Annotated in this window: 11 protein-coding genes and 1 tRNA gene; 8 read left to right on the forward strand and 4 right to left on the reverse strand. The window is 66.5% G+C overall.

Translation table 11 applies throughout. From position 1 onward, the window contains the following. Positions 1-2 precede the first annotated feature (2 nt). From ABIC17_RS03240 to ABIC17_RS03270, 7 genes are all read left to right on the forward strand, one after another. Entirely contained in the window at positions 3-1124 is a 1122-nt protein-coding gene (locus ABIC17_RS03240) for an NAD(P) transhydrogenase subunit alpha (RefSeq protein WP_354279204.1), read from the forward strand. Positions 1125-1180: 56 nt separating this feature from the next. Then, positions 1181-1579, forward strand: coding sequence for an endonuclease domain-containing protein (locus ABIC17_RS03245; RefSeq protein WP_354279205.1), 399 nt, complete (start codon positions 1181-1183; stop codon positions 1577-1579). Positions 1580-1588: 9 nt separating this feature from the next. Next, positions 1589-1882 carry an NAD(P) transhydrogenase subunit alpha part 2 gene (locus ABIC17_RS03250; RefSeq protein WP_010218984.1) on the forward strand — a complete coding sequence of 98 codons (294 nt, stop codon included), beginning with the start codon at positions 1589-1591 and terminating at the stop codon, positions 1880-1882. A 41-nt stretch (positions 1883-1923) separates the two neighbouring features. Then, positions 1924-3336, forward strand: coding sequence for an NAD(P)(+) transhydrogenase (Re/Si-specific) subunit beta (locus ABIC17_RS03255; protein WP_354279206.1), 1413 nt, complete (start codon positions 1924-1926; stop codon positions 3334-3336). 216 nt (positions 3337-3552) lie between these two features. Continuing rightward, positions 3553-4509, forward strand: coding sequence for a hypothetical protein (locus ABIC17_RS03260; protein ID WP_354279207.1), 957 nt, complete (start codon positions 3553-3555; stop codon positions 4507-4509). A 79-nt stretch (positions 4510-4588) separates the two neighbouring features. Further along, positions 4589-4664 (forward strand) — tRNA-Val (locus tag ABIC17_RS03265). 136 nt (positions 4665-4800) lie between these two features. Next, a complete protein-coding gene (locus tag ABIC17_RS03270) occupies positions 4801-5802 on the forward strand; it encodes a glycoside hydrolase family 43 protein (RefSeq protein WP_354279208.1) in 1002 nt (333 codons plus the stop codon). Between the two features lie 21 nt (positions 5803-5823). On the opposite strand, the gene ABIC17_RS03275 is transcribed toward ABIC17_RS03270, so the two are convergent. After that, positions 5824-6309, reverse strand: coding sequence for an Lrp/AsnC family transcriptional regulator (locus tag ABIC17_RS03275; protein ID WP_354279209.1), 486 nt, complete (start codon positions 6307-6309; stop codon positions 5824-5826). A 94-nt stretch (positions 6310-6403) separates the two neighbouring features. Between ABIC17_RS03275 and putA the strand changes: the two genes are divergently transcribed. Continuing rightward, positions 6404-10066: a trifunctional transcriptional regulator/proline dehydrogenase/L-glutamate gamma-semialdehyde dehydrogenase gene (gene putA, locus ABIC17_RS03280; protein ID WP_354279469.1), complete on the forward strand. Its 3663-nt coding sequence runs from the start codon at positions 6404-6406 to the stop codon at positions 10064-10066. 121 nt (positions 10067-10187) lie between these two features. Here putA and ABIC17_RS03285 read toward each other — a convergent pair whose 3' ends face one another. Genes ABIC17_RS03285 through ABIC17_RS03295 form a run of 3 tightly spaced genes read right to left on the reverse strand, consistent with a single transcriptional unit; the run spans position 10188 to position 12415 of the window. Then, positions 10188-10469: a SemiSWEET family transporter gene (locus ABIC17_RS03285; RefSeq protein WP_354279210.1), complete on the reverse strand. Its 282-nt coding sequence runs from the start codon at positions 10467-10469 to the stop codon at positions 10188-10190. A gap of 52 nt (positions 10470-10521) precedes the next feature. After that, entirely contained in the window at positions 10522-12162 is a 1641-nt protein-coding gene (locus ABIC17_RS03290) for an NAD(P)/FAD-dependent oxidoreductase (protein WP_354279211.1), read from the reverse strand. A gap of 52 nt (positions 12163-12214) precedes the next feature. Continuing rightward, positions 12215-12415, reverse strand: a complete 201-nt coding sequence (locus ABIC17_RS03295) for a hypothetical protein (protein ID WP_010214848.1) — start codon at positions 12413-12415, stop codon at positions 12215-12217. Positions 12416-12422 lie beyond the last annotated feature (7 nt).

Here is a 12422-nt window from a genome sequence, read left to right on the forward strand (position 1 = left end):
CGGTGAAGATCGCCGTTCTCCGCGAAACCGCCGAAGGCGAGCGCCGCGTCGCCGTCACCCCGGAAACGGTGAAAAAATTCATCGGTCTCGGCGCTACCGTGGCGATCGAGGCGGGTGCGGGCGGCACCGCGTCGATCGCCGATGCCGACTATGCCGCGGCCGGCGCGACCGTCGCGGATCGCGCCACGACGCTGGCGGGCGCGGATATCGTGCTTGCGGTCCAGGGTCCGGATGCGGCGTCGCTCGCAGGGGTCACGCAGGGGGCCTGGCTGGTCGCCGCGCTCAACCCGTTTGCGGATCGCACGCGGATCGACGGCTATGCCGCCGCGGGACTCGAGGCGCTGGCGATGGAGTTCATGCCGCGGATCACGCGCGCGCAGTCGATGGACATCCTGTCGTCTCAGTCGAACCTTGCGGGGTACAAGGCGGTGCTGGATGCGGCGGCGGCTTATGGCCGCGCGTTTCCAATGATGATGACCGCGGCGGGCACCGTCTCGGCGGCCCGCGTGTTCGTGATGGGGGTCGGCGTCGCCGGGCTCCAGGCGATCGCCACCGCCCGGCGTCTTGGCGCGCAAGTGTCCGCGACCGACGTCCGTTCGGCGACGCGCGAGCAGATCCAGAGCCTTGGCGCGAAACCGATCTTCGTCGAGAATGTCGCCGGGATCGAGGGCGAGGGCTCGGGCGGCTATGCTGGCGAGATGAGCCCTGAATATCAGGCGGCGCAGGCCGAGCTCGTGTCGGGCCATATCGCAAAGCAGGACATCGTCATCACCACCGCGCTGATCCCGGGGCGCCCCGCGCCGCGGCTGATCTCGGCGGCGCAGGTCGCGAGCATGCGGCCGGGCTCAGTGATCGTCGATCTCGCGGTCGAGAGCGGCGGTAACGTCGAGGGTTCGGTCGCGGGCGAGGCGGTGGTCGTTTCGGGCGTGACGATCGTCGGCTATCGCAATGTTGCGTCGCGGCTGGCGGCCGATGCCTCCGCATTGTTCTCGCGCAACCTGTTCAATTTCCTGAGCGCCTTCTGGGACAAGGAACAGGGCAAGCCGGTGCTCGACGAAGAGATCGGCGACGCGATCCGGCTGACGCAGGGCGGCAAGGTGGTGAACGCGCGGTTGCTCCCATGATCCTCCCCGGAACGGGGAGGGGGACCGCCGAAGGCGGTGGAGGGGGCGTGCCGCGCATGCTCCGGCCGGAAGTGGCGACCGCCCGCACATTGCGGCGGGACATGAGCTTGCCGGAGGTGCTGTTGTGGCAGAGACTGCGCGGCCACAAGGCCGGGCTGAAGTTTCGGCGGCAGCATCCGATCGGGCCCTATGTCGTGGACTTTTATTGTGCTGCCACGCGGTTCGTCGTCGAAATCGACGGTGAAGCGCATGACCGCGGCGACCGCCCCGCACGGGATGGCTCGCGCGACGCGTTTCTAGGCGAGAACGGCCACCGTATCTTACGCGTTTCGGCGCAGCGGATCCTGCATGATCCCGATGCCGCAGCCGATGCGATCGTCGCTCACGTTGCCCGCCCCCTCCACCATTTGCCGGAAGAGGCAAATGGTCCCCCTCCCCGTGCCGGGGAGGATTAAGGATTAGTCATGGACTTCATCTCGATCCTGTCGATCTTCGTCATGGCCTGCTTCGTCGGCTATTATGTCGTCTGGTCGGTCACGCCCGCGCTCCACACGCCGCTGATGGCGGTGACCAACGCGATCTCCTCGGTCATCATCGTCGGCGCGTTGATCGCGTCGGCGGCGGAAGGATCGGTCTGGTCGAAATGGCTCGGGCTGCTCGCGGTGGTGCTGGCGAGCGTCAACATCTTCGGCGGGTTCGCGGTGACGCAACGGATGCTTGCGATGTACAAGAAAAAGGAACGGCCGGTCGCGAAGTGACGCGGCATGGACGGCATAGCGGGCGGGCAGGGGGTTAAGCGATGGAACATACGGCACCGGTAAATCCCTGGGTCGCGCTGGCGTATCTCGTCGCGGGGGTGTGCTTCATCCTCGCGCTGCGTGGCCTGTCGTCGCCCGCGACCGCGCAGCGTGGCAACCGGCTTGGCATGATCGGCATGGCGCTGGCGGTCGGCACGACGCTGTTCGCGCATCACCTCGCCTCGCCGTTCGAGATCGGGATCGCGATGGCGATCGGTGCCGCGATCGGGATCGTCACCGCACGGCGGATCGCGATGACCGACATGCCGCAGCTCGTCGCGGCGTTCCATTCGCTCGTCGGCATGGCGGCGGTGCTGGTCGCGGCAGCAGCCTATCTCAACCCCGGCGCGTTCGGGATTCTGGGTGACGACGGGCAGATCCTGACCGTCTCGCGGATCGAGATGGGGCTTGGCATCGCGATCGGTGCGATCACTTTCTCCGGCTCGGTGATCGCGTTCCTCAAGCTCAACGGCAACATGTCGGGCAAGCCGATCATGCTGCCGGGACGCCATGTCATCAACATCGCGGTGCTCGCGGCGATCCTCGGGCTCGTCGGCTATTTCACGCAGGACCAGAGTGCCTGGGTGTTCTGGACGATTACCGCGCTCAGCTTCATCATCGGCTTCCTGCTGATCGTGCCGATCGGCGGCGCGGATATGCCGGTCGTCGTATCGATGCTCAACAGCTATTCGGGCTGGGCGGCGGCGGCGATGGGGTTCACGCTCCATAACAGCGCGATGATCATCACTGGCGCGCTGGTCGGATCGTCCGGCGCGATCCTCAGCTACATCATGTGCAAGGCGATGAACCGCAGCTTCATCAGCGTCATCGCGGGCGGCTTCGGCGGCGACAGCGCGGCGGCGGGCGGCGAGGCGAAGGAACAGCGCCCGTGGAAGCGCGGCTCGGCCGACGACGCGGCGTTCCTGCTCGGCCAGGCGGAGCAGGTCATCATCGTCCCCGGCTACGGCATGGCGGTCAGCCAGGCGCAGCACGCGCTGCGCGAGATGGGCGACAAGCTCAAGGAACACGGCGTCCGCGTGAAATACGCGATCCATCCGGTCGCTGGCCGGATGCCCGGGCACATGAACGTGCTGCTTGCCGAAGCCAACGTGCCGTATGACGACGTTTTCGAGCTCGAGGACATCAACAGTGAATTCTCGCAGACCGACATCGCCTTCGTCATCGGCGCGAACGACGTGACCAACCCCGCGGCCAAGACCGACAAGACTTCGCCGATCTACGGCATGCCGGTGCTCGACGTCGAAAAGGCCAAGACGGTGCTGTTCATCAAGCGCTCGATGGGCGGGGTCGGCTATGCTGGCGTCGACAACGATGTGTTCTATATGGACAACACGATGATGCTGCTGGGTGACGCCAAGAAGATGGTCGAGGAAATCGTCAAGTCACTCGACTGATGGCGTCTTGTCACCAAATTCCCGACGGGTGGCACCAACTGTTGACGGCTAACTGACGCTGAAACTTGCTCCACTTCGGTGCTAATAACGCTCCGCTGCGTCTTTGATCGCGTGACGACCGCCGAAATGGCGCGGATTTTGCTGTTTCGTTGTGGTGTAATGCGTATTTTACGTAAAGCAGGGGCCGAGAAGCCTTCAGCTTGGGGGAGCGCACGCATGACCGAACCGTCGGCCTTCGACGACGTTGGGCGATCCGCGCACGGTCCGGCGTCGCTCGACCGTCCATCCGTTCTGCTGATCGCGGAAGAGCGTTCGGCGGGGGCAGATGCGATCCAGGCCTGCCATGCGCGCTTGCTCGGTCCCGTCGCCTGGACAGAGGCCGAGATGCGGCTGCAACATCAGGGCCTGTGCCGTGCAATCCTCGCCGAGGCGTCGGGTGTGCCCGATGCCGTACTGGAACGCGTGCTCCCGTTGATCGCCGACCTGGTCGATGCGGGCGATGCCAGCGCCATAATCGTGTTCGATCCCGCCCAGATCGACTGCGTTGCCGGATCGATCGGTTCCGCGCCGATCGAATTGCTATGCTCCCCGACCACGACCGAGCGCGTTGCGAGCCTGTACCTCGCGCTGGCCCCCACTGCACAGCGGCTGCACGATATCGGCGGAACGCCCGATTCGGTGCGCCTGATGCGGCTCAACGAGGAGATCGCGCGGATCGCGGAAACGCTTACCCGGCTGACGCGCGGTGAGGACGAGATGTCCCGGCCGACATCGGTGTCCGATCCCGGACTGACCTATCGCGCGGGACCATTGCTCGAACGCCCGGACATTCGCGTGCGCGACGTGCGCAACGCGATCCGCGCGCGGCGGCTGCGCGACCAGTTCTTCGGCCCCGGCCTGTTCGAGGATCCGGCGTGGGACATGCTGCTCGACCTGTTCGCGGCTGAACTGGAGCGCGTACAGGTGTCGGTATCGAGTCTGTGCATTGCGGCTGCGGTCGCTCCGACTACGGCATTGCGCTGGATCGCCCGGATGACCGACGCGGGATTGTTCGAACGGCATCCCGACCCGTTCGATCGCCGACGCGCCTTCATGGCGCTGTCATCGCATGCAAGTCTCGGGATGCGCAACTACGTCGCGGCGGCGCGGCACGTAGGCGCCACGATCGGATAAGCACGTTCGGGCTTGCCCTGCGCGGCGAGCGGTGGCATTGCGCGCCCCACGCCGATCGCGCTTCCCAAAGCGCTCGCGCGGGCGATTAGCTCAGTTGGTAGAGCGTCTCGTTTACACCGAGAATGTCGGCGGTTCGAGCCCGTCATCGCCCACCATTTCCCATCGATGATCCCGCGCTTTGAGCCGGGTCGTGTTTTAGGCCATCAGTCCGACAATTGATCGCTTGTTAGCGTTAGCATCGCCCCGTATCCTCCGCCTTGCGCGTTGCGAAAGACAGGCGGGGAGAGTGGGATGCGGATTTTCGGTGCATTGGCAATTGGCGGAATGGTGCTCGCCGCAACCGCAGTGTCGGTCGGCGCGGCAGATCCCGCGCCGAAGATTTCCAACCCGATCATCCGGGACAAGTTCACCGCCGATCCTGCGCCGATGGTCGTGGGGGATACGCTGTACCTCTACGTCGGTCATGACGTTGCGCAGCGCGACGAGATGTTCAACATGCGCGAATGGATGGTCTATTCAACCAAGGACATGAAGCGCTGGACCGATCACGGGCCGATCATGAACGTCGCCGATTTCAAATGGGCGAAGCAGGACGCCTGGGCCTCGCAGGCGATCCAGAAGAACGGCAAGGTCTGGTTCTATGCCGCGGTCGAGCACGATGCCACGCACCCCGGCAAGGCAATTGCGGTGGCCGTTGCGGACACGCCCACCGGGCCGTTCCGCGATGCCAAGGGTTCCGCGCTGATCACCAACGAAATGACGCCCAAGGGCACGCACAGCTGGGAGGACATTGATCCCACCGTGATGACGGATGACGACGGCACCACCTGGATCGCGTGGGGCAATCGGCAATGCTATATCGCCAAGCTCAAGCCCAACATGATCGAGCTCGACGGCCCGATCACCGAGATCACGCCGCCGCATTTCGAGGAAGGCCCGTGGCTGCACAAGCGCGGCAAGACCTATTACCTGACCTATGCCTCGCTGGATCGAAAGACGCAGCGCGACGAGCACGTCTCCTATGCAACCGCATCGTCGCCGCGCGGGCCATGGACACCGCACGGGCTGCTGACCGGATCGGGCAAGTACAGCTTCACGATCCATCCGGGGATCGCCGAGTTCCGGGGGCAATCGTATCTGTTCCTCCACAATGCCGATCTCGCGATCGACGACCAGCGCGGGGCAATCGGACGGCGTGCGGTGACGGTCTATCCGCTGACATATAACAAGGACGGGACGATGCGCCCGGTCGTACAGACGCCGAATGCGGTGACGATGGCGCCGCCCAAGTAAGCGCGCTGGTGCTCGACCCGGTCAGCGATCGTGGTCAAGGATCGTCTCCATCGCGACGAAGGTCGACGTGCTCGCGACATGCGGCAGGCTGGAGATCTTTTCGCCCAGCACATAGCGGTAGCGGCGGATGTCGGTGGTGCGGACCTTGAGCAGGTAATCGAAGCTGCTCGCGATCAGGTGGCATTCCTCGACTTCGGGAATACGGCGCACCGCGGCGTTGAAATCGCGCAGCGCATTCTCGCGCGTGTCGGACAGTTTCACCTCGGTGAAGGCGACATGGTCGAGACCCAGCTTGGCGAGATTGGTCACCGCGCGGAAGCCGAGGATATAGCCCTGGTCGACCAGCCGCTTGAGCCGCACCTGCGTCGGCGTCTTGGACAGCCCGATCTGCGCGGCTAGGTCGGTCACGGTCATCCGCCCATCCTGCGCCAACAGATCGATGATCGCGCGGTCGAACCGGTCCAATTCGCTGTCTGACGGCGGTTGAGCAGGCGATTTGTCTTTCATGGCCCCGAAATGCGGTCGAGACCGAGTGCTCGTCAAGTTTGAACGGGAAGATTCCCTCCGGGATAGGGGCGTATGGCGAAGATCTACTCAGAGGATCGCCATGACCACCGAATCGTCCATGCCATTTGCGTGCTTTGCTCCGACGGTGCGCACGCCCGATCCGATGCGGGCGGCAATCACCGCGGCGATGCGGACGCCCGAGCCGATCTGCGTGCCGCCATTGGTCGAGGCGGCAACCGTTCCCGACACCGTTCGCCGCGCTGCTGCAGGGACCGCGCGCGCGCTGATCGAAGGGTTGCGCGGGTCGAAGGCGCGGGGCGGGGTGCAGGCGCTGGTGCAGGAATATGCGCTGTCGAGTCAGGAAGGCGTCGCTTTGATGTGCCTCGCCGAAGCGCTGCTGCGCATTCCCGACACCGCGACGCGCGACGCGCTGATCCGCGACAAGATCGCGGGCGGTGACTGGGCGGCGCATATCGGGGACGGGCGCTCGCTGTTCGTCAACGCGGCGACCTGGGGGCTGGTCGTTACCGGCAAGCTCGCGGCGAGTGCGGACGACCGGGGTCTCGCGACCGCGCTGACGCGGCTGGTCGCGCGGGTCGGGGAGCCGGTGATCCGGCGCGGGGTCGATCTGGCGATGCGGATGATGGGCGAACAGTTCGTCACCGGCCAGACGATCGATGAGGCGCTGCGGCACGCGAAGGACCGCGAGGCGCGGGGCTATGGCTTTTCGTACGACATGCTGGGCGAGGCGGCGACGACCGCGGCGGATGCGGCGCGCTATCTCAAGGATTACGAGCAGGCGATCCACGCGATCGGCAAGGCGTCCGACGGGCGCGGCGTTTATGGCGGGCCAGGTATCTCGATCAAGCTGTCCGCGCTTCACCCGCGCTACAGCCGCGCGCAAGCGGGGCGGGTGATGGGCGAGCTGTTGCCAGTGGTGCGCGGGCTGGCGTTGCTCGCCAAGGGCTATGACATCGGTTTCAACATCGATGCCGAGGAAGCCGACCGGCTCGAACTGTCGCTCGATTTGCTCCAGTCGCTCGCCGAGGATCCCGAGCTCGACGGCTGGAAGGGGCTTGGTTTCGTTATCCAGGCTTACGGCAAGCGCTGCCCGCTGGTGATCGATTTCGTCATCGCGCTCGCGCGGCGGACCGGGCGGCGGATCATGATCCGGCTGGTCAAGGGCGCCTATTGGGATGCCGAGATCAAGCGCGCGCAGGTCGACGGGCTTTCCGGATACCCGGTCTATACGCGCAAGATCTACACCGACGTCGCGTACATCGCCTGCGCGCGGAAGCTGCTGGCGGCGCGCGACGCGGTGTTCCCGCAATTCGCCACGCACAATGCGCAGACATTGTCGACGATCTACCAGCTGGCGGGCGAGGATTTCGTCGTCGGCGATTACGAGTTCCAGTGCCTCCACGGCATGGGCGAGCCGCTCTACGATCAGGTCGTCGGCGCGAACGGCCTTGCGCGCCCATGTCGGGTCTATGCCCCGGTCGGCACGCACGAGACGTTGCTGGCGTATCTCGTCCGCCGCTTGCTCGAGAACGGGGCGAACTCGTCGTTCGTCAACCGGATCGGCGATCCCGCAGTGCCGATCGAGGATCTGATCGCCGACCCGGTCGAGATCGTCCGCGCGATGCCGGTCCCCGGCGCACCGCATGACGAGATCGCGCTGCCCGCGGCGATCTATGGCGCGCGGCGCAATTCGCAGGGGCTCAACCTCAGCGATGAAGCGACGCTTGCGATGCTGTCGCAAACGCTGGTGGCGAGTGCCGCGTCCGAATGGACCGGCGGCGTGGACACGGGCGCGCGGCCCGCGGTCGTGATCCGCAACCCGGCGGACCACCGCGACATCGTCGGCCATGTCTTCGAAGCGGACGAAGCCGCGGCGCAAGCGGCGGTCGATCGCGCGGTCGGGGCGGCGGCGCGGTGGGCGGCGACGCCGGTCGCGGAGCGTGCGGACTGTCTCGATCGTGCGGGCGACATGCTCGAAGCGGCGATGCCGACGCTGCTTGGGCTGATCATGCGCGAAGCGGGCAAGTCCGCCGCCAATGCAATCGCCGAAGTGCGCGAAGCGGTCGATTTCCTGCGTTATTATGCGGCGCAGGCGCGTGCCACGCTCGACGGCACGACGCCGCTCGGGCCGGTGGTGTGCATCAGCCCGTGGAATTTCCCGCTAGCGATCTTCGCGGGACAGATCGCTGCTGCATTGGTAGCGGGTAATCCGGTCGTTGCGAAGCCCGCGCAACCGACCCCGCTGATCGCGGCGGAAGCGGTGCGTGTCTTGCACCGCGCGGGCGTTCCCGAGGATGTCGTGCAACTGGTGCTGGGTGACGGCGCGGTCGGCGCGGCGCTGGTCGGCGCGGCGGCGACGGCGGGGGTGATCTTCACCGGATCGACCGGGGTTGCGCGGACGATCCAGCGCCAGCTCGCCGGGCGTTTGACCGCCGAGGGCAAGCCGATCCCGCTGATCGCCGAGACCGGCGGGCAGAATGCGATGATCGTCGATTCGTCCGCGCTGGCCGAACAGGTCGTGGGCGACGTGCTGGCGTCTGCGTTCGATAGCGCGGGGCAGCGGTGTTCGGCGCTGCGCGTGCTGTGCCTGCAGGAAGAGGTTGCGGACCGTACGCTCGCGATGCTGCGCGGCGCGGTGGCCGAACTGACGATTGGCCGCACCGACCGGCTCGCGATCGACGTCGGCCCGGTGATCACTGCGCAAGCGCGCGACGGGATCGACGCGCATATCGCGCGGATGCGGGCGGCGGGGCACCGGGTCGAGCAGGCCGCTTTGCCCGCCGCGACGGGGTACGGCACGTTCGTTCCGCCTACGATCATCGAGATCGACGACATCGCGCAGATCGAACGCGAGGTGTTCGGGCCGGTGCTGCACGTGCTGCGGTTCCGCAGCGGGGCAATGGATGCGCTGGTCGAGTCGATCAACGCGACCGGCTATGGGCTGACCTTCGGGCTCCACACCCGGCTCGACGCGACGATCGATCGCGTCACGCACGCGATCGGCGCGGGGAATGTGTACGTCAATCGCAACACGATCGGCGCAGTCGTCGGCGTCCAGCCGTTCGGCGGGCGTGGGCTTTCGGGCACCGGGCCCAAGGCGGGCGGGCCGATGTATCTGACGCGGCTGGTCCATGCCGCGCAAACGGCGGTGGTTTCGGCGACGGGCGGTGATCCGGTCGCTAGGGTGCTGGCGACGTGGCTCGGGGCGCAGGGCGAGCCCGAGATGGCGGCGGCGGTCGGCGCGATCGCGGACCGATCGCGGCTTGGCTATGAAGTCGAGCTGGCGGGTCCGGTCGGCGAGATCAATCGCTACGCGCTCCATCCACGCGGACGGATCGCGGTGATCGCGCGGACTGCGCACGGGCTGTGGCGGCAGATCGGCGCGGTGCTGGCGACGGGGAACCATGCGGTGGTGATCCCGGGCGGGCCGCTCGCGGTGGCACCGGCGGGGTTGCCCGCATCCGTTGCGGCGCGAATCGTCTGGCCGACGCGGGGGCTGGCCGAGGTCGATGCGCTCGCGGGGGCGCTGGTCGAGGGGGGTGCGGCGGACGTTGCCGCTGCGTCGCGGGCGCTGGCGGCGCGGGATGGGGCGATCGTTTCGCTGCATGGCGCATCGAGCGCGGATGTGGTGGCGCGGGCGGATGCCTATCCGCTCGATCTGCTGTGCGAGGAGGTTTCGGTTTCGATCAACACCACGGCGGCGGGCGGGAATGCGAGTTTGATGACGCTGGCGTAGAACGGAAACTCACCCCTCCCCTTCAGGGGAGGGGCCGGGGGTGGGGCCGTGCCTCGCAGAGAGCGCGCTCTGCTGGACTTCCCCACCCCAACCCCTCCCCTGAACGGGAGGGGCTAAGTGCTTACAACGCCGTCGCGAAGGTAATCGCGCCGAGCACCACCCCCGGCGCATTCGCCAGCGCCACCGGCCAGTCGCGCTGCGGCTTGAGCAGCCCGTAGGCCACCCACAAGGTACAGTTCACCGCGGTCGCGAGCGGCTGGATCACCGAGCCCTTGTGCCCGGCGATGTTGAGCTGAATCTGCGAGATGTACGACACGTACATCATCACCGCGGTCGCTGTGGCGACCCAGCCGAGCAGCAGGATCGCGCGCTCGGCGGTGAGGGGTTTGGCCGTGCTGGCCATAAGCAAATCTCCCTTTGTGTTGCAGTGCACAACAAAGGCTGGACCGTTCGGTTCACTCCGGCAGCGGCATCGCGGTGCGCGTCAGGCTCGCGGCGACCGCTTCGGCGACCTTGATCCCATCCACCGCCGCCGAAAGAATGCCCCCCGCATAGCCAGCGCCTTCGCCCGCCGGATACAACCCGCGCGTGTTGAGGCTCTGCAGGTCGTCGCCACGCTTGAAGCGGACCGGCGAGGAGGTGCGCGTCTCGACTCCGGTCAACAGCACGTCGGGGTGGTCGTACCCCGGGATCTGCCGCCCGAACACCGGGAGCGCCTCGCGCATCGCGGTGATCGCGAATTCGGGAAGGCATTCGGACAGGTCACCCATCGTCACGCCGGGGCGATAGGACGGCACGACTTGCCCCAGCGCGGAAGACGGCTTGCCCTCGAGCAGATCGCCCAGCCGTTGCGCGGGCGCCTTGTAGCTCGACCCGCCTGCGACATAAGCGAGCAATTCCCAGTGCCGTTGGAACGCGATCCCCGCAAGCGGATCGCCCGGATAGTCGCGCTCGGGGTCGATACCCACGACCAGCCCCGAATTGGCGTTGCGCTCGTTGCGCGAATATTGGCTCATGCCGTTGGTGGCGACGTGGCCTTCCTCCGATGTCGCGGCGACGACGGTGCCGCCCGGGCACATGCAGAAGCTGTACACCGTCCGCCCGTTCTTGCAGTGATGCGACAGGCTGTAGTCGGCCGCGCCGAGGATCGGGTTGCCAGCACTCGGCCCGAAGCGCGCGGTGTCGATCCACGACTGCGGATGCTCGATCCGCACGCCCAGCGAGAAGGGCTTGGCCTCGACATAGACGCCAGCCTCGTGAAGCATCGCGAAGGTATCGCGCGCGCTGTGCCCGATCGCGAGCACGACATGATCCGCGCGCAGATAGCTGCCGTCGTGGATATGGAGTCCGCGGACGTGGCGTGTGCCGTCGCCGCGCGTCTCGATGTCGATCCCCTCGACCCGCTGCTGGAAGCGATATTCGCCGCCGAGCGCCTCGACGCTCTCGCGCATGCTCTCGACCATCGTGACGAGCCGGAACGTGCCGATGTGCGGATGCGCTTCGGTCAGGATCTCCTCGGGTGCGCCAGCTTTCACGAACTCGGTCAGCACCTTGCGGTCGAGGTGGCGCGGGTCCTTGATCCGGCTGTAGAGCTTGCCGTCGGAGAAGGTGCCCGCGCCGCCCTCGCCGAACTGAACGTTCGATTCGGGGTTGAGCACGCTCTTGCGCCACAGCCCCCAGGTGTCCTTGGTCCGTTCGCGCACGACCTTGCCGCGATCGAGGATGATCGGGCGGAACCCCATCTGCGCGAGGATCAGCCCGGCGAACAGCCCGCACGGCCCCGCGCCGATCACGACCGGGCGGATCTCGCTCTGCACGGCGGGGGGCTGTGCGGTGAATTTGTAGCGCGTGTCGGGGGTGGTGCCGACGTTGCGGTCCTTGCGGAACTTGGCGAGCACGGTCGCTTCGTTCTTCACCGCGACGTCGAGCGAATAGACCAAAAGGATCGCCATCTTGTCGCGCGCATCATGCGCGCGGCGCGCGATCTTGAAGCGGATCAGGTCGCGTGGGCTGATCTTGAGCCGCTTGCAGATCGCAGCGGGGATCGCCTCATCGGGATGATGGAGCGGAAGGGCCAGTTCGGTAATGCGCAACATCGCCGGCCCTTACCGCGAGATGCGTCCTGATGCCATGACTTGGACGGGGGAATCAGCCCTTGGGCGTGACCCACACCGCGACCGGCACCGCGAACTTGCCCGGCGCGGGCTTGCCGACTTCGACGCGGTCGGCGGTGACGAGCTCGCCCGTCTCAAGATTGAAGGATACCCACGGCTTGGGCATCCGGCCGAAAACCATTTTCTGGATGGGCTGGCCGGTGGCCGTGTTCATGATCGTTGCGGTAATGCTCATCTGCGCG

It is taken from the genome of Sphingomonas sp. PvP056 (genome assembly GCF_040549155.1).
In the GTDB taxonomy this organism is placed as follows: domain Bacteria; phylum Pseudomonadota; class Alphaproteobacteria; order Sphingomonadales; family Sphingomonadaceae; genus Sphingomonas.